10 protein-coding genes are annotated in these 20,055 nt (G+C 42.4%); 4 read left to right on the top strand and 6 right to left on the bottom strand.

Going from position 1 to position 20,055, the window contains the following annotated elements:
- Positions 1 to 50 precede the first annotated feature (50 nt).
- A complete protein-coding gene (locus M1D52_RS04180; protein ID WP_437394277.1) occupies positions 51 to 2,345 on the top strand; it encodes a GH92 family glycosyl hydrolase in 2,295 nt (764 codons plus the stop codon).
- A 65-nt stretch (positions 2,346 to 2,410) separates the two neighbouring features.
- On the opposite strand, the gene M1D52_RS04185 is transcribed toward M1D52_RS04180, so the two are convergent.
- The 4 genes from M1D52_RS04185 to M1D52_RS04200 form a co-directional block, all read right to left on the bottom strand.
- Entirely contained in the window at positions 2,411 to 3,892 is a 1,482-nt protein-coding gene (locus M1D52_RS04185) for a SusD/RagB family nutrient-binding outer membrane lipoprotein (RefSeq protein ID WP_013663813.1), read from the bottom strand.
- Positions 3,893 to 3,906: 14 nt separating this feature from the next.
- Positions 3,907 to 7,140, bottom strand: coding sequence for a SusC/RagA family TonB-linked outer membrane protein (locus M1D52_RS04190; protein ID WP_013663812.1), 3,234 nt, complete (start codon positions 7,138 to 7,140; stop codon positions 3,907 to 3,909).
- A gap of 390 nt (positions 7,141 to 7,530) precedes the next feature.
- On the bottom strand, positions 7,531 to 10,422 hold the full coding sequence (locus M1D52_RS04195) for a glycosyl hydrolase (RefSeq protein WP_437394276.1): 2,892 nt from the start codon (positions 10,420 to 10,422) through the stop codon (positions 7,531 to 7,533).
- A gap of 47 nt (positions 10,423 to 10,469) precedes the next feature.
- Complete coding sequence (locus M1D52_RS04200) at positions 10,470 to 11,579, bottom strand: glycoside hydrolase family protein (protein ID WP_437394275.1); 1,110 nt, start codon at positions 11,577 to 11,579, stop codon at positions 10,470 to 10,472.
- A 330-nt stretch (positions 11,580 to 11,909) separates the two neighbouring features.
- On the opposite strand from M1D52_RS04200, the gene M1D52_RS04205 reads away from it, so the two are divergent.
- The 3 genes from M1D52_RS04205 (at position 11,910) to M1D52_RS04215 (ending at position 18,558) form a co-directional block, all read left to right on the top strand.
- Positions 11,910 to 15,098: a SusC/RagA family TonB-linked outer membrane protein gene (locus M1D52_RS04205; protein ID WP_437394274.1), complete on the top strand. Its 3,189-nt coding sequence runs from the start codon at positions 11,910 to 11,912 to the stop codon at positions 15,096 to 15,098.
- A 12-nt stretch (positions 15,099 to 15,110) separates the two neighbouring features.
- Positions 15,111 to 16,991 (top strand): RagB/SusD family nutrient uptake outer membrane protein, encoded by a 1,881-nt coding sequence (locus M1D52_RS04210; RefSeq protein ID WP_437394273.1) that lies wholly within the window; start codon positions 15,111 to 15,113, stop codon positions 16,989 to 16,991.
- A 187-nt stretch (positions 16,992 to 17,178) separates the two neighbouring features.
- Complete coding sequence (locus tag M1D52_RS04215; RefSeq protein WP_437394272.1) at positions 17,179 to 18,558, top strand: glycoside hydrolase family 88/105 protein; 1,380 nt, start codon at positions 17,179 to 17,181, stop codon at positions 18,556 to 18,558.
- 66 nt (positions 18,559 to 18,624) lie between these two features.
- Here the strand turns inward: M1D52_RS04215 and M1D52_RS04220 are convergent, their stop codons facing one another.
- Together M1D52_RS04220 and M1D52_RS04225 are read right to left on the bottom strand one after the other, a co-directional pair.
- Positions 18,625 to 19,668, bottom strand: a complete 1,044-nt coding sequence (locus tag M1D52_RS04220; RefSeq protein WP_437394271.1) for a glycoside hydrolase family 28 protein — start codon at positions 19,666 to 19,668, stop codon at positions 18,625 to 18,627.
- 62 nt (positions 19,669 to 19,730) lie between these two features.
- Positions 19,731 to 19,991: a hypothetical protein gene (locus tag M1D52_RS04225; RefSeq protein ID WP_437394270.1), complete on the bottom strand. Its 261-nt coding sequence runs from the start codon at positions 19,989 to 19,991 to the stop codon at positions 19,731 to 19,733.
- Positions 19,992 to 20,055: the final 64 nt, after the last annotated feature.

Here is a 20,055-nt window from a genome sequence, read left to right on the forward strand (position 1 = left end):
TAAATGGTATCTTGCCTTATCAGCTAGCAGCTAGTTTCTTTAACATTCATATGAAAGAATTTTTAATTGTATATAGCACTTTCGTCGCTTTGTTTTTCCATAGTCCTGTTTTTGCCCAACTGTCCCAATTGATTCATTTTGTACAACCTTTGGCAGGAACCGCGGTTAGCGGCACTGACGCAGCAAAAAAGCATAGTGAGGCTAGCTCCGAACAATATGCCAATACAATCCCGGCAGTAAGTACACCGTTTGCTATGACTCAATGGACAGCTCAAACAAGAAAGACAGAACAGAAATGTGTAGCTCCTTACTATTATAGCGATTCGTTAATCAATGGTTTCCGAGCGAGTCATTGGCTAAGCGGTTCTTGTACGCAAGACTATGGTAGTTTCAGTGTAATGCCTGTTAGCGGCTCTTTACAGAAGGCGTTGCGACAGGCATCGTGCTCCTTTTCACACAACAATGAACAAAGCACCCCAGCTTATTATCGGGTAACACTCGATCGTTATCAATTGCTTGTAGAATTAACCGCTACTGCAAGATGTGGTATAATACGGGTCACTGCCCAGAAAAGTGATAGTGTTTATTTGCTAATAAATGCAAATAGCGATCAACATCAAGGGCAGTTGCATTTTGGAGGAAAGGGAAAAGTTCTTGGAAAGAACCCGGTTCATCGTATTTATCAGGGATGGGGTGAATATGCGGGATTCGATGGTCATATGTGTCTAATAACAGAGAGCGTACCATCAATTAGCGGGAGTTTTCATCAGGGTAAGATACAAAAAAGTGTTCTGGGCAGAAGTGACGAGACGAGTGGTATTTACCTGGGGTTTTTTCTAAAAAAAGGAGAGAGTATTTGCTTTAAAATAGGTACTTCCTTTACTGATATAGCCGGCGCCGAACAAAATCTAAAAGAGGAAATTCCCTTTTGGGCATTCGATGAGGTTAGGCAAAAAACAACAGATTTGTGGGAACAAGCTTTGGGAAAAATTGTGGTAGAGAATAATGACCTACAAGGCAAACGAATCTTTTATACAGCCATGTATCACGCGATGCAACATCCACGCTTGTTTAATGATGTTGATGGCAAGTATCCCCGGTTTGCAGGAAGCAGCGGGTATGCACTGGCCGGACCAGCTGATTATTATGACGACTTTTCAATGTGGGATATCTATCGTGCACAGATACCCTTACTGGAAATTATAGAGCCGGAATTGGTGAATAATTTTGTGAGCTCCCTCATCAACAAGGGCGCACAGGGCGGATGGATGCCGATTTTTCCTTGCTGGAATAGTTATACTGCCGCCATGATCGGCGATCATGCCACGTCGGTCATTAGTTCAGCTTTTCTTAAAGGAATCGGAGGGACCGACCCTTATGAAGCTTATGCGCTCCTTCGTAAAAATGCATTTATTGTGCCTGATACGGTCAGTTATCATGAGGGTAAAGGTAGACGCGCTTTGGCAACTTACTTGCAATATAATTATATTCCAATGGAGGATAGTGTGCCGATTGCCTTCCATAAAAAAGAGCAGGTGAGCCGAACACTGGAATATGCTTATGATGATTATGCATTGGCTATGTTCGCAAAATCTATCGGACAAACTGCAGATTATAAGCAGCTGCTCGCACGGGCAAAGAATTATGAAAACGTGTTCGATAAAGAGACGGGGATGGTCCGCGGACGCTATATTAATGGAACATGGTACAAACCATTCAATGCAAATAAGAGGGAACCCTATATTACGGAAGGAACACCGCACCAATATACATTTTATGTGCCTCAGGATATCCCGGGTCTCGCTAAATTGATGGGAGGACGAGACGTATTGAAAAATAGTTTAGATAGTTTATTCTCAAGCGGAGGCTATTGGCACGGCAATGAACCGGGGCACCAGATTCCCTTTCTCTATAATTTTACAAGTTCGCCGTGGAAGACACAGGAACGTGTAAGGCAGCTTTTAAAGGAAGAATATACGGATGGGCCGGGCGGACTCAGTGGGAACGATGATGCCGGGCAGATGTCGGCCTGGTATGTTTTTGCCTCGCTTGGCTTTTACCCGGTGGATCCGATCTCAGGTAGTTATCTGTTGACAAGCCCTTTTTATAAGAAGTATGAAATGTTGCTGCCTGACGGTAAAAAATGGATAGTAACTTGTGATAAAGACCCCGAAGACCATCCCTATATCCGTTCGGTTAGTTTAAATGGACGAGATCTCCGAAGGAACTATATTAAATACGAAGAGATCATGCAAGGCGGGAATTTGAAATTTCAATTGGCAAAAAAGCCCACGCAATGGGGAAGTACTGAAAAAGAACAAGTGCAGGGACTCAGCATTAGATGAAAAAAAGGCCCTTTCTCTACAAGAGAAAGGGCCGAATATTTGTAACTTCTCAAAGAAGTTAGTAATTATTTAACACCTGTTCGGGTATCCCACCACATTTGTTGGCCCCAAGCGTAATCAGAGACATTGCTTAATACTACGTCTAGATTCGTTTTGTTATAAAGGTATTCATTGTTCGGGTAGGGTAACCGGAAAGGTTGGTCGTTATGAGCATCTCCATACACCGAATTCAAAGAAGGATAATTGGTTGACGGAATACCTGTTCTGCGGTATAAGGTCCAAGCTTCAAAATTGTCTTTGAATAATGCAACCCATTCATCCCACCAAATACGTTCTTTGGTGTTGTCCCATTTCCCTTTTCCGGTAAGGTAGGCTTCGGTAGCTGCTTGGCTAATGCCGTTATCTTCCATTGATAACCGTACGGCGTTTTCGTATGCCTCTTGTGCGCTAATGCCTACATTATAACCCAGCATAGCGGCTTCTGCCATAATATAATAACTTTCGCAGGATTTAAAGAAGGGTGTAAAGCCGACAGCATCGTTCATATAGCGATCGCCAATAAATGATATCTGTGTCAATATGGGAGGCGAACCGGCCGCGCCATTTTGATAGCCTCTATATTTTCCATCTGAGGAAACATTGGCTACGCTGGCGATTCGAGGATCATCCATTGACGCTAAATGATCAATGAAAATGTCTGACATACCAAAATTGTCAACTCTTTTGCCGACGTATCCAGTATTATACCAAGGTTCATAATATGGTGCTGCACCTGGCCATGTGAGATAGCAATTGTCATCGTTAGAGTTGATTACTGGATATTTGTCAGGATTTGTACATATCTCCTCAATGGTGGACTTAGCTAATTCTGGCGAAACTCCTGAAATGTGAATAGCCATGCGTAGCCGTAGCGAATTGCAAAAGCGTTGCCATTTTTCCATGTCGCCTTGGTAAATAAAATCACCTTCTCCAATTTCATCGGTACCGAAACCCGCGGCCATTTCATCGGCAATGGCTTTTAAGCTAGCCATCACGGATGGGTAAATATCTTCCTGTTTATCGTATTTAGCCTTTATAATACTCCCTTCTTCTTCAGATCCCTGAAGTGCCTCGGAATAGGGGACATCCCGCCAACCGTCCGTTAAATATTGCCACATATAACATTGCCAAAGGCGGGCTACAAGTCTGATATTTTTGAAACCATCTGCTGATGTTTCTGTATTCTTTAGCAAGTCTTTCAATTGTGTGTTATTGTAATAACAAGCATACCACCTATTTCCATAGGTGTTGTTTGAAGGAATGAGACCTGCCATATAATCAAGGTATTGGATTTTAACGATATAGCCGGCGAAGGTGCCGTAGCCATCTATGTCTCCACCAAATTGTTCGCCTGTATTCCTTATTACATTGGCCAATATATTTGTTGGTGGAACCTCTACCAAAGCATCAGGGTCGGTATTCACTTCGTCAAAGGACTTGGTGCAGCTACTTAACGCTATCGCGACAGTTAAGAGTACTGTGCCAAAAAATCTAGTTATCTTTTTCATGACTTAAATCTTAATTAAAATGTAACGCCTAACTTCAGTCCAAAACTACGTGAGGTAGGGACAGAGGCTTGTTCAAAGCCAACTCCTCTACTATCACTGGATACCCCCCCAGTTTCGGGGTCTAGTCGCATGGTATTGGATTTATGTACCCAAAGTAACGCTAAATTAGAGCCGATAAGAGAGATGTTTGCGCGTTTAATACCCTTAAGTTTTTGAATGTATTTCTGTGGTACGGTATAGGTAATAGATGCTTCACGTAACTTAATGAAGGAACCATCAAAGACGTACATTTGATCTACACTACCGCTTTCGTACCAACTTTGTGCGTTTGTACTGATTGTATTCGGTACCCAAGAGCCGTCTTCAGCTTGCATGGCAAAACGTTCGTTAGGCATGACATCTACACCGGCAACGATAGCCCGCTCTCGAATACCGTTCTCAGCTGTAATTTCTGCAGTTCCTGCTACATAGCTATGGGCCATGGTTTGCGACCAAATATCCCCTCCTTTACGCATATCCAGCATAAAGCCAAAAGAAAAGTCTTTGACTGTGAAGTCGTTTCGCCAGCTTAATAGAAAATCAGGAGTTACATTTCCTATATCCTGAGTGGTTTTCGTTTGGATCAAACCGTTGGATCTGATTTTAATCGCGCCTGCCATCGGTCCATCTTCTACGCGATCATAGCCATTTCCAACTAATGTGCCCCATTTTTCGCCAGCTCGAGCCATGTTTGCAATCCCCCAGGTCCAACCAATTTGATAAGTGTTTACATCCAACTGCGGATATAACTCGATTACTTTACTTTGGTTTTTAGAGAAGTTTATTGTACTGCGCCAATTTAGACCATTCTCTTTTTTAATGATGTCTCCATATAGGAGGATTTCAATACCTTTGTTTTGTATCTCACCGGCGTTTAAGACCATCCGGTTAAATCCGATTACATTGGACGTGGGTACATTCAGAATTTGATCTGTTGTTTTTTTGTAGTAGTAAGTAAAGTCGGCATGCAAACGATCATTCAGGAAACCTAATTCCGTTCCTACTTCCCAAGTTCTGGTGTTTTCCGGGCGCAGATATTTGTTTGGATAGGTCATACTTTTGTACATTTGAGCAACGTCCTTAAAAGAATTTGGCTGCGGATAATAGTACAGTTGATTCTGATAGGCATCTGTACCTGCGCCGATTTCAGCCCAGCTGGCCCGTAGTTTCCAATAGGAAAGAACACCATTTGTTAAATTGGTGAAAGTTGTTGTAGGTAACCAGCTGAGACTTACGGATGGATAGAAGAAATCATCTTCAATAGTGGAACTCCAATCGTTACGGGCACTGGCGTCCAGATATAACTGGTCTTTCCATCCCAAAGAGGCCGAAGCGTAAACGGAGTTAGACCGAACATGTGTATGATCCATTTCCGTGATAGCGCTACCAGATTTGTTGCCAATTGTATATACACCGGGAACCGTCAAAGCATCGGCGCCTTGCATTGACTTCGACCATTTTTGATTCCGATAATTAGCTCCAGCTATAGCCGATAAATTAAACTCGCCAAATTGCTTGTTAAATGATGCAATGAAATCAAGGTTTAGTTCAGTATTGTCCATTTTCGTGTCCCGGAATCTGCCGCTACTGAAGGAGGGATAATAATAACTCTTTTCGAAAGTCTTTGAACCATAGTAATCAATCCCAGCCCGACCTTCGAATTTCAGAAACTGAAAGGGTTGGTAATACAGAGAGCTTTTTCCAAAGAAGCGATCCCGTTGATAGCTATTGGTGTTTTCATAAACATTAAAAAATGGATTGACATGGTAATTGGTATTCCAATTATAGAAGGTATATTCTCCTTGTGCATTCCGCTGATCCCAATTATCCTTAAGACTCTTCACGTTTATTTGCCTGCCCGACCAGACGAAACCATTCATGGGATTGTTGCCTTCATAGCCCTGTGAAAGTAGATTGTCACTTTCCGTACGTGTATAATTTGCTGTTACATCATAGGAGACTTTTTCACTAACTTGCATATTATTGTTCAGCTGTAAGCCATAACGTCGTTGGTCTGTATTAGGTACAGTACCTTCTTGATCTCGATACGATAGAGATACCCGTGTGGAAGATTTATCTGTGCGGGAAAGTAAAGAAATGTTATGATTCATGGAATAGCCAGTCCTAAAAAAATCTCTAATATTATTAGGGTTAGACACCCAATCCGTAGGCTGTCTGACCCCATCAATTATTGGACTATCAAATTGGGCTAATTTCAGTCCTGCATCCAATCTAGGACCCCAAGACTCATCAAAACCATCATAAATGCCTCCACCGCTGCCAGTCCCGTCTACATAGGTGAATGACTTTTGACTAGCGTAATCTTGATAGCTTAAACCGTCGCCATTTAAGCCATAATGATATTCATCCCCATTATATCCTTGCCCATATAAATTTTGGAGTTTTGGAAAGTTGCTCGCTTGATCAATAGTAAAGTTGCCATCGTACGAAATGCTTACGCCATTTTTGGCTCCCTTGCCCGATTTTGTGGTTATTAAAATAACGCCATTACCGGCGCGCATACCGTAAAGAGCCGCTGATCCGCCTTTTAGTACAGTAATGGTTTCGATATCTTGTGGGTTAATGTCATTCAATCCTGACCCATAGTCGACCCCTGAATATGTATTATCGCCAGATCGTTGTGCCTCATTTGAGATAGGAATACCATCTACTACGATCAAAGGTTGCTGATCTGCTTTCAACGAAGAATTTCCCCGAATTGAAATGCGTGCAGAAGCGCCCACTGTACCGCCGAATTGATTTACTTGCACACCTGCAACTTTGCCTGAGAGCGATCCTGTGACGCTAAGTTGACCAGCCTTTGTCAAGTCTTCTGATTTTACTTCCTGTAAGGCGTATCCTAAAGATTTTCTTTCGCGCGAGATGCCCAAAGCGGTTACTACTACTTCATTTAGGGTCTGTGCATCATCACTTAAAACGATTTGCAAGGTCGTTTGTTGTGAAATAGCAAGCTGCTGTTTCTCATATCCAATGGCGGATACTTTTAATTGACTGGGGCCATCGTATGTAATGGAAAATTCGCCGTTCGGACCGGTCGATGTACCCTTGCCATCTCCAAGAGTTATTGAAACTCCGGGGATCGGCTTTTTGTCTTTGTCTACCACAGTACCACGCAATAATGTTTGTGCATAGAGACTAGTAGACAAGAAAAAGCCGGAAACCAAAAGTGTAATGGTCTTTTTCTTCATGGTGTTTAGTTTTTGTTGAATTGGGTTGATCTTTTTATTTTTTTTAAAAAGTACAGCTCAAATTTATCGTTCTGAGTTAGCTGTTTTTAATCGGATTTTAACCTAAATTTATCTAATTTTAACCTTATTTTAATGTGGGGTTATTGAGAGAAGGTGCGATTGTGGTTTGGATTGGTGCTTCTATAGTGTCTGTGGTACTTAATTTGGGTGTTTTTCTGTTTTTTGTGATAGGTTTTTGTTTATTTTTGAGATATTTTGTGCTATACGTGTGCATTTTTTTTATGCTAACTTGTATATAGTGAATTGTTAATACGTTTTAGCAGAATAAAATTTAAAAGAATATAGAAAAAGCATGCCTGTTCCGGTCGTACTGAGTACTGATAACAAATGTCAATTACCGGAAAGAGTTAATGGAGTTAATGTAATCTCGCCTATAAGACCGGATGGTTTTGGTGTCCAATTTTTCGCTGTAAATTTTCCATCTTCGCCCATATTTTTTTTCTTCCGTGCGTTAAAATTTGTATTGTAGAAAATTCGCCACTGAACGTTCCTTTTGTCGAGATCAGCAATTCGGTTAGCCATAAGATTCGATACCTTTATCTCCAATTCATCATTGCCTTTCAGTTGATCACTTGGAATTTCTAAACTGTAGGGTGTGCTGAACAACGTTGTTAGATATCTACCATTTAAGTATACGGCAGCACTTTCGTGTACCTCGCCAAGATCCAAGCGCCAGGCATCAGCTTTAGTAGGAAGTGCCGGGATTTTTGTTTTATAGGTTGCGGTTCCTGAAAAGCTTGTATAAGCTTCTCCATAATCTGTCCACGATTGCAATTCTTTTGCATATAGGCTATTTGGAAGCCTGGGACCACCTTTTATAAAGTTTATTTGCCAATTAGTTGAGCATGGAATTGGATTGCCACTCACTTCATAGTAAGGGTAATGGTTGCCTTTGTAGCTGCCTTTAAAAGTCTCTAATACGATCGATTCAGCGGGTTTTAATTGAAGGTAGATTTCTGCCTGATTCCCATGCCGACGTGTCTTGGCGTAACCATCAATACCTGTCATCAAATTATATAAGGCAGCCGATTGATAGTCTGCATTTAAGGTGATCCAACCTTCAAAAGGCGACTGCAATGGATTGTGGATAAAATAATAATAGTTACCATCTTCTTTCACCCTCCGGATACTTTGAAGTCCAACGGCATATATCCTTTCCGGGACAACGTCGGTATGCCCGCTTAAGTCAACTAACCCTTCGCTCAGGACGATTTGGCCTTTTCCATATTTCGCTATTTGGCTGCCTTGATATCCTGTGAAAGCGAGCTTTTCTTTTAGTAACTGCATTCGTTGCCTAGCTTCAGTCAAATTGGCGAAACCTGGTACGTCAGTTGGCAAGTTTTTGTGAAACACAATGCTTGCTCCCTTTTGCGCAAGCATCATTAGCTTTTCAAAAGTCGCGACTGGCATATGGTGTGTTTCAGGCACTACAATGGTTTTATAACTATTGCTACCAATAAGCAAAGCGGTATTTTGGTACTCAACATCCAATAACTGCTTATCACTAATGGCGTCCCAACTATAACCGTGCTCACTTAAATAAGTTCCGCAAGCTTTTAGTGATAGTTCATCAAAGAAGCGGTTGGAATGAAAATGATGGAGCATACTTTTGCCCGTTTCAGACCAAAGATCGGATACACCAAAATAAAGTAAGATATCGTTCGAGGGTTTGCCGGCTTGTAGGAAGGCCTGTCCTCTTGCTACATATTGATTAAAAGCACCGAAATGATCCCAAAGGCTATTATTAGGTGTAAAATGTACGGCCGCGTAAAAAAGCCATCCGGGCCATGTAGCGTCTTGAGGAGAATAGGCAGTGCCATGATAAAATACATGATTCACACCGGCAAGCCACAATTTATCAATGGCTGTTTTGACATCTCCTAAGTTCGATTCAAAATGCTCGTTTAACCAGGTAGCCGATTCGGAAGAAATTAAGTTCTTTCCTGTCACATGCCCTGCGGACGGAGCACTTTTGAGATTGACGATATCTGTACCTTCAATTTCAGGAATGTCACTGGCTGCATATAAGTCAAGTACATTAGCCGGTGAGCCATGCGCTTGATTGCGGATCCCCTTTCCTTGTTTAGCGGCCCAACGTTGCCAATTTTTGGTGTATACTTCCAATAATAGTTCACTAACAGTGAGTCGGTAGTCGTACAATATTCTTTTATTTTTCTCTTCGGTGTCAATTCCCAGCAAAGCCGGGATATGTTGGCGGAGGTCATACCCCCGCATTTTTTTAAATGCTGTAAGAAAGTCGGGTGTCCAATTTGCCTGTCCTTGTGCATCGTCTACTTCATATGAATCATTAAAGAAATAACGGAGGTAACTCAAATCATATCCTTTAAAGGCTTTGTCAAATTGGAGCAGATATTTTTCAAGTGCTTCTGCCGAAAAGTGATCGATCACGTTGCCCTCGCCGCCTGGTCCTGCACGTTCCACCATTTTTCCATGGTCGCCTTGAAAAAGAGCACACACTAGCCATTTGCCATTCGGAGCAGTCCACTCCAACCTGCCATTTATCACGTTGTCGGTTAAATCAATAACCTCATCAAAGCCTTGGCTAGTTATTTTATTGGCAGTTACCGAAATGAGCGGGAGTTCTTTTTCAAACCGTACCTGGTCAAAAGCATAGGCTTGTAGATTGTTGTTGGCAGTGATGGGTTCTTTTAGCTCCCTTATGTCAACCTTCTTATCACCGGCAGTACGTACAAGTGGTTTCTGTACATATTTTATAGATTCCGTTACCTTTTGCCCGCCTTCAATAGTAAATGTTTTTGAAACCATATTTTTACAGGCGATTGTTTCATCGACCCATGGACCGCCGAAAGGCCAGCCGGAAGCGTTGGCTAAATCGACTCCTATGCCCAGCCTTTTTGCTTCCTGTAAAGTGTAGCTTAATTTGTCCATCCAAGCGGGTGAGAGAAAATTGATAAATTGGTCTTCCGCTCCATGCACACCATAAATCGGTGTTATTTCCACGCCACCTAATCCTGCTTGTTTATAGGCTTCAAGGGCAGCCGTTAAGTCCTTTTCCGTAACGGCATTACCGAACCACCACCATCGCGTCCATGGCTTTACTTCTTGTTTAAGTTCGGGCCAGTGAATTCTTCCATTTTCTTTTTCCTTTATCGGTTTTTCTATACGAAAACTGAAAAAAGCAGCTGCCATTACGAGCAACAGAATTACTTTTCGGGATATACTTAAAAATGGTTTGAACATCACGAGCTTTCCTGGTTTATACTAAAAATGACACAATAATTTTTGTCTTATTCCCATCCAAGTGTGCACTTGCCCACAGCGTAGAACTTTTTACCATTCTTGGACGTCAGCGCTGTATAAATAACCGTAAAAGTACCGTCTTCTTCTTCAATGGCGCAAAGTGGTGTACGCATGGCATGATCCCCCGGGTCTCCCCAAAGATTCTTTTGAGATTGCACCTTGATGCGTGTCTCATGATTCCAATGTGTGCCATCCGTTGAAAGGCTGTAGCCGATTTCTTGATCACCAAATGAGTCAAAAACGGTTAAATAACGTCCGTCTTTCAACTCAGTAACCTGAGCATTTTCGTTAAAAATCTCCGTTAAAGGGATCGGATTATGTCCTTCCGGCATTCTTGTCCAAGGCCCACTCAGCTTGGTTGCCGTTGCCATACCGGTAGGCCACGGTCCTTGGGGTACATGATTGTGCCCGTCGTAAAAAGCATACCATCGATCACCCACTTTATAGGGATTAAAGGTCGCTACGGCCTGCTGACCTTCCCACGGTTGCGAGTTTTCATCCGGTTGTAGCACGATACCCATATCGGCATAAGGGCCGGCAATACCTTTGCGGCCGGGTATAACTGATTTGGCTCGCCAAATCCGGCCCGCATAGTCATTTCCCTCGATCTCGTCTTTGGTTTTATCGCCCGCGCGATAAGCTACATAAAAAATGTTCCAGGCATTTTCATCTTCGTTAAATTCGACAGCGGTGACCCATACTTCTGATCGCGGATTGGATGGGCTCCGTCCGGGAATACTTTCGACGAGTGTAGATTGGCGTTTCCAATGAATAGCGTCCCCACTTGTCCAATAAGCAATTCGCATATCCCGATGTGGCCGTTCAAACATCTCATTAATAAACATATGATAAGTACCATCGATTTTTACCACTTGTCCTGTTTCAAAGCCTGCCCGATTTTTACTGGATAAAACATCAGGGTGGTTTGGACCAATGACCGGTTGCTCAAACTCTCCGATACGTTTTAAGCGAATCTTAGATAACTCGTCCTTTCTAGTAGCTTTCACCGTTTGCGATAATGCGATGCCGGTACTGCTGAATACTAAAATGGTCAATAAAATAAAGTGACGTGTTAATAACAAGGTGTTTTTATTCATGATCAGGTCAACGCTACGATCTTAAGATTATAAAGCCATTGGTTATCTTTCAAAAGAAAGATTTTCCAAGCTTAAATCCATCCTGTACTGTTATGCATTCTTATATCGTGAACTCCGGAATCGTTTGCGTAGATTTTTTATGTGTTTAAGCGCTCCTCTGCTAAAACGTTTCCTTTTTTTTCTTGATCCATTTACACGTATAATCGTTAAAAAAACACAGGATGGGGCAGGTTGCGCCAACTCAACAAATATTGTTCTTTCGTTAGTAAATGTCTCGCTAACATTTATTGAGACACACCAAAACCAATTATTTTACTAATTAATCAACAAATGAAGAAAAACCTATTGCAACCGAATGCTTTGTTAACCCTGTTGCTTGGCATTTTCTTAATGCTTATTACCGCTCGAAGTTTTGCCCGGCAAAACACCCCGATATCCGGGCAGGTAAAGGATGCTTCAAGTGGAGAGCCCCTGCCGGGAGTAAGTGTCTTTTTAAAGGGAGGTACCACCCAATCAAAGACAGATGACAAAGGAAATTTTGTTATTTCAGCCGAACGTGGTCAAACCCTTATATTTAGGTATGTAGGCTACGACGAAGTTCAACAAGCTATTGTTAATTCGACCATGCAAGTCGTGATGGCGAGCAACTTACAACAACTGGAGGAAGTTGCCGTGGTAGGCTACAACGTCGTCAAGCGTGAAAATTTGACCGGTGCTGTTGCTAGTATAGGCAGTAAACAGATTGAGCAGCTACCTGTCCAAAATCCCTTGCAGGCCATGCAAGGACGAATTGCGGGCGTCGATGTATCTGCCAATGCGCGCCCTGGTGAAATGGGAAGTATCCGGGTACGTGGTAATCGGTCTTTGCTGGCTACTAACAATCCTTTATATGTGGTAGATGGCATCCCGTTATCAGCCGGTGGGATTGATGCCATTAACCCGCATGATATTGAAACGATCGATGTGCTAAAGGACGCTTCCGCAACAGCCGTTTACGGTTCCCGAGCGGCAAATGGTGTCATTATGATCACAACAAAAAGAGGAAAGCAAGGGACCGCACAAATTAATTATAACGTTATCAATACATTTGAACGCATTAACGATCTGAACACCATGTTTAATGCGGGTGAGTATGCAGAATATCGACGTAATGCTTTTCGTTCGGTTTCTACCACCAATGCTACAACGGGTTATACTACCCCGTATCCAAATCCTGTACAGGACAAAAGAATATTGGGGGTTGACCCCTATGCCTGGGAAAGCATTGCAAAGGGGTATACGTGGGTAGATAAGGATAATCTGATTGCTCAAATGCGGCCTACTACCGCTGAGGAGAAGGCGAAGTGGGGCGTTGATGAAGTACCCATGTATGATGCAAGCCAGGTTCCTACCACAGATTGGACCGATTATGTCACGCAGACAGGATTTACAACTGATCACACCCTGGGAGTGTCCATGGGATCTGATAAGATGACTGCTAATTTTACGGGTGGATATCTTAATCAGAAAGGGACTAATAAGGGGCAAGATTATAAACGCTATAGCGGAAGAGTGGGTTTGGAGCTCCGTCCAACAAATTGGTTTACACTGGGAGCGTCGATTAATGGCACATGGTCTGTTCAAAACTACGGCTATACCGGATCCGGGAGTCGGGCCGCTAATGCCATCTATGGTGCGGCACAAGGTATGCTACCCTATGCGGTGCCTTATGATAACCAGGGCAACTACATTTACCTGCCGGGCGGCGACATCAATATTGTAAATCCTATTTTGGAACATGAATATGTAATTAATGAACGAACGGCTTTGCGCGCCCTGGGAAGTTTTTATGCAGAACTCAAATTATTCGATGGTTTGAAATATCGTATGAACTATGGGCCTGATTTTAGAAATTTCCGTAATGGCCAGTTCCAAGATGCTCGCTCTATACTTAGAGGAGGTGGTGCTTCTACGTCGACTAATTATGCGCGTCTTAATAAGACGCAAAATATCGCCTGGACATGGGATAATCTCTTGTATTACAACAAAACCTTTGCTGAAAAGCATAACCTAGACATCACGTTGTTGCATAGTATGACATCGAATCGATCCGAAAGTTCAGACATGACTGCTATCGACTTGCCTTATAACAGCCAATTGTGGTACAATTTATCTTCAACCGCTCGAGGTGAATTGCAAGGTTGGGGCTCGGGTTATTCCAAAAACACCTTAATGTCCTATATGGCTCGGGTTAATTATACCTTTGCCGATAAGTATATTTTAACAGCCTCTAACCGATGGGACGGAGCATCTGTTTTAGCACCTGGTAATAAGTGGCAATCTTTTCCCGCAGCGGCATTGGCCTGGAGAATGGAACAGGAAAGCTTTATTGAAAACAGCTCATGGGTCAATCAATTGAAGCTTCGCGTAGGAGTAGGTACTACCGGAAACTCCGCGATTGATCCCTATACCACGATGGGCGGGTTAATTGAAATGCCCATTGTATTTGGCAATCAGGTAGAGATGGGATACATTCCATCGGACCCAAAAGCTGCTAACCCCGGAACCATGGCCAATCGCGATTTAAAATGGGAGCGCACCACACAATGGAATGCGGCGGTCGACTTTGGTTTATTCAAAAATCGGCTGAATGGTTCATTGGATTTCTATATGTCTAAAACGAGTGATCTATTAATGAATCGTCCCATTCCAACTGTAAATGGATTTACCACCATGTATTACAACGTGGGTAAAACTAAAAATCGTGGTGTTGAGTTAACGCTGTCTTCCATGAATATTGATCGACCTAATTTCAAATGGTTAACTGATTTTAATATAGCTACTAACAAGGATGAAATTGTCGAATTGCTCGATGGCGAATCCGATCTTCCGGCATCTAGCTTCTTTATCGGACAACCTTTATTTGTTTACTATGATTATGAGAAAATAGGCATTTGGCAAACCGCCGACGCCGCGGAAATGGCAAAATTTAATGAAAACGGTGCAACTTATAAGGCCGGCGATATCCGCGTGGCGGATTTAAATGGCGATTATATTATTGATAACAATAATGACCGGAAGGTGTTGGGTAGCAGATTTCCGCGCTGGACTGCCGGTATAACCAATACCTTAAATTATAAAAATTGGGAATTGTCCTTTTTCTTTTATGCGAGATGGGGCTTCTTGATCGAAGGAGGAGCGGTGGATATGCAAGGGCGCTACGCGTCACGAAAAGTAGATTATTGGACACCGGAAAATCCTACAAACGCTTATCCGCGAGCAGATTATGGTAATGGTGGGCAGCCGATTCATTATTCGTCTATGAACTACCAGAATGGATCTTTCATTAAACTAAGGAATGTTTCTTTAGGTTATAATTTTGCGCCCAACGTGTTAAAAACGCTTCGTATGAGCAACTTAAAGTTATACGCGCAAATGATTAATCCGTATATCTATGCAAGGAACGGTTTTATAGATCCTGATATCAATTCATCAATTTCATCAAGAAGTTTTGTTCTTGGACTTAATGTTACCTTCTAAGTAGACCTAATTATGAAGACTCTTAATAACAAAATATATATAGGCTTGCTGTTGGCAAGCACGATCTTACCCAGTTCTTGCTCCAAATTTTTAGAAGAAGAGGTCGTAGCCACACTGACTAATCAACATTATCAAACCGTGGAGGGTTTAGAAAGCTTGGTGGTTGGTATGTATGATGGATTGCGCTTTCATTTTAATTATGAATGGGCTTATACGACCACTAACTATGGTGTTGACGAATTTACGAATGGCGGCGGCTTGGACAAAGTACATTTCAATACTTATTCAAGTGTATTGGATCCGACTGTCGGGGAATTCGCTAACGTGTGGGATAATATGTACGCTAATATTAATACCGCCAACACCGGTATTAAAAACATACCCGGTGTTTATCCGGACGGAGAGCAGAAGAATACGCGCTTGGGCGAATGTTATTTTATGCGGGCATTCGACTATTTTAAGCTGGTAAAACAGTTTGGCGGTGTTCCGTTAAAACTGGAACCATCCGAAAGTTTGCAAACCGATTTTGTCCGGGCACCCGCAGAGCAAGTTTATGCGCAGATAATAAGTGATTTTAGACGAGCTGTGGATTTATTGCCTAGCACGGCCGCACAAGTTGGTCGTATTACAAAGGCTGCCGCACAACACTGCTTGGCTAAGGCATACCTCTATCGAGCCAGTGAATTGAACGCATCTTTTAGTAAACAGACCGACTTAGATAGTGCCATCTATTACGGAGAGCAGGTTATAAATAACTCTCCCTATCAATTAGCCTCCGATTATGCTGATTTATTTCGCTATACCAAAGTGAATGACGTAAATGAAACGAATTCGGAAATTATTTTGGCAGCGCAGTTTGATAACCAAGATGCCTTGGCCGGACGCTACGGTAATCAAACGCACCTTTACTTTCTTTCGATTTATCAAACACTACCAGGTATGGTAAGGGATATTGCGAATGGTCGGGAATTTCAACGATTAAGACCCACTGATTACGCGCTTGATATTTTTAATAGAAAGATTGATTCTCGATTTTATAAGAGTTTTAAATTCGCGTACCTTGCCAATAATGCAAATACGCTACCTAAATGGACTGAAGCTAATGCGCCGAGTTCTAACCTGATAGGACAGGCTAAATTTAATCTTGGTGATACCGCGGTAGTTTACATCGCTAATAGCAGCAATGATAGCCGTTTTACTGCCGAAACCATCAATAAATCTGCACCTACTCTTTTTGTTCGTTACTACCTTGATGACGGAGAAGTTAAATCTAACTGGACGATTAGCCAGTATCTTTCTTTATCTAAATATATTGATCCTTTCAGAACAACTGTCGCCAGTCAGTTTGGAACACGGGATGGTATGATCGCCCGTATTGGCGAAACCTATTTAATAGTAGCAGAAGCATATGGCAGGAAGGGTGATTACGGTTCCGCTTTACGCTATATCAATATATTGAGACAGCGAGCAGGATTTAATGAAGGTGAAAATCGTACGCCGGTTTACTATCGCGCTGAAAATGTACCCGCCGGTACAGTAAGTTCAACAAAAAACGAAATGATCGTAACGGAGGCTGCTTTTACACCAGGGACAACACAAGCCGCTGCTGAAATGTATCCTCCTTCAGCTAATTCCATGGCGCAATGTTTCATCCATTTTATATTGAATGAACGCTCACGGGAGTTGCTTGGCGAATTCCATCGGTGGGAAGATCTGTCACGTACCAAAACGTTAGTGGAACGTGATCAACAATTCAATCCGGAGGCGGCACCAAATGTGCGTGAGAAGCATTTGTTACGCCCTATCCCGCAAAGTTTTCTGGATGCCGTGCAACGTAACGGCGCCTCTTTGACTTCAGAAGAAAAACAAGCGATGCAGAACCCTGGCTGGTAAGAAACCCTTTTTTGCATACATATTGTTCTAGTTCATGTTGGTTCGGCGAGGCTGCTTAAGGGCAGCTTCGTCGTTTTAAAGTAGGACGTCTTCGTCGTCAGGACAGTCCCTGACAGTTAGCTTTGTCGGAATGATTATCTTGTGCCTGTATTTAAATGAAACTTAAATTTGATATAACCAATTAGTAATGAACTTCAAATTGAAACCTTTTCGAACAGGCATATTATCGGGTGCACTAAGCCTGCTTTACTGTATGTCTTCCTTATCCTTAAGTGCACAATATATCAGTAAAGGCGGAAATGATGCCTCGGCACCTTTGCATCTTCTTAAGCCCGGCTATGATATACCTTATGGTGAAACAAAACCGGAAGGGGTGAAAAACACTTTGGATCGGATATACCGATATTTAAATACCACAACCCCCGCAGCTTTAGTTGATAAGTCTACCAATAAGGTAATCGACCTAGGGCAGGCAAATGACAACAGTATCTTTCAACCTGGCGATTTCAGACTAATCAGTTATGAGTGGGGGGTGACTTATACCGGTATGTTGGAAGTGGCTTTGGCAACGGGCGATCAAAAGTATAAAGATTATACGATAAAGCGGCTTGATTTCATTGGTGCTGTTGCCGAGCAATATAAAAAATATCTTCGTCAGCATAAAAAAGCTACGACCCCTGTTCGGAGTGTACTGGAGCCACATGCCTTAGATGACGCGGGGTCCATGGCTGCCGCTATGATAAAAGCTTTGGACGCAGGAGCTAAGCCAGCTCTTCTACGTCCCTTAGTAGAGAACTATGTAGATTACATCTTGCACAAAGAATTCCGTTTGCAAGATGGAACCTTGGCACGTAATCGACCTCTGCCTAACACCTTATGGTTAGATGATTTATATATGAGTCTGCCTGCGCTGGCACAAATGGGTAAATTAACAGGAGACAAAAGTTATTTCGACGAGGCACTGAAACAGTATAAGCAATTTGCCGGGCGTATGTTTAATGCCGAAAAAGGGCTATATATGCACGGTTGGGTGCAGGATATGGATCCGCATCCGCAGTTTCATTGGGCCAGAGCAAATGGTTGGGCTTTGATGACAAAGGTAGAACTGTTGGACGTATTGCCAGCTGATTATTCCGGTAGAGCAGAAGTGCTCGAAAAGCTTCGCCGCCATGCTGTAGGGCTTGCCGAAAGGCAGGATAAAACCGGCTTTTGGCATCAATTGCTGGATCGTAATGACTCGTACCTTGAAACATCCGCAACAGCCATCTATGCTTACTGTATTGCGAGAGCAATTAATAAAGGTTGGTTGGATGCGAAAGCTTATGGCCCCATGGTTTTGCTTGCTTGGAATGCAGTGAATACAAAAGTAACGGAACAAGGACAGATAGAGGGTACATGTGTCGGAACGGGGATGGGCTTCGATCCAGCCTTTTACTATTATCGTCCGATCAGCAATTTTGCTGCCCATGGCTACGGCCCTGTACTCTTGGCGGGTGCAGAGATCTATCGCTTGTTACAACAGCACCCCTTTGAAATTAACGACAGTGCGGTGCAGATGGTTAAATAAAATCGTAAACATAAAAGGCATCCATTAACGTTCAGTTCACCTCAATGGATGCCTGATAAAGGTTTACTATTGCTGTTGAAAGTTTAACACATTTTCATGAATATGCTTTTCTTCTTCTACTGTTTTCCCTTCGACGTTTTTTAAAACAATGTTTTCTATGGGAAGCTCCTTTTGACCCAATATCCTGGAAACAAATTGCACATTTTTAGCTGTTACGTTGTTTAAATAAACGTCTTTTATTGGCGTTAGGCGACGTTCAACAGTAGGCACTAAATTTCTCCATTGATACAAAACATCAGTCTCAATTCCTAATATGCCGAGCTCTATTCGTCCCGCCTGAAGATTGGAGGCATAGATGTTACGGACATAGCCACCCATGCGTTCATTGGTTTTTATAAAGAGCAAATGGTTTAATTTTGCCCCGTCCATCACTACACAACTATCCACGAATACATTTTCAATACCTCCGGAAAGCTCACTGCCAATAGCGATCAGTTGATGCCCGTTTTTTACCGTGCAATTGCGGATTATAATATTCTTTGACGGGGCCTTCAGTCGCCAACCTTCGGGATTCCTGCCAGATTTTATAGCAATCGCATCGTCGCCCTGGTCAAATACGCAATTTTCTATCAATACATTTTGACTCATCTCTGGATCTACACCGTCATTATTATGACCATGTGCATATACATTTAGGTTACGAATTATTATATTTTTCGATAGATAGGTGTGGATGGTCCAAAAAGGACTATTGGTAATGGAAATGCCTTCCAATAGGACGTTTTCACTTCGATTAAACTGGATGAACTGTGGACGTAGGTGCGCGGTGTCATTCACCATTTGTCTTTGCTCCAAAGGAGTATAAGCGGAGGCTAAATTATATAGTCGTTTAATGCTCTCCATATGTGGTTTGGGTCGTGTAAACCACGTCTCCCATACATCCATTTTAGCTTTGATCTCACCTTGGCCGGTAATGGCTATATTTTTACATTCATAGGCATAAATGAGTGGTGAATAATTATAACATTCCATACCTTCCCAAGAGCTATGAACAGCGGGTAAATAATCAGCAGGATTTTCCGAAAATAAAAGAAGAGCACCTTTATCCAAGTGAAGATTTACATTGCTTTTCAGGTGAATTTTCCCGGTTAGCCATTCGCCGGCAGGTATAACTACAATACCGCCCCCAAGCTTATGGGCTTTTTCAATAGCAGTTGTAATGGCTTTTGAAGTAGCTGCTGATTGCCCTGTAGCGCGCCGTAATCGGTAATTGGCAGTCGCTCACAGCTACTAAAATTTGGACTTTCAACAGAAACAACGCCGAAAGGAGTCTTTATTTTTCGCTTATCTAAGGTAACTTCGGTTTCCGTGTCATTGCCGGCGCAAACGAAAATAGGCAGTAAACATAGAAGATAGACAAAGAATTTTTCCATACTATTTAAGATAACTCATTTATTTCATTCCAAACAAATCGTTGCGTTATGTGCCTTCACGACA

Source organism: Olivibacter sp. SA151 (assembly GCF_054130995.1).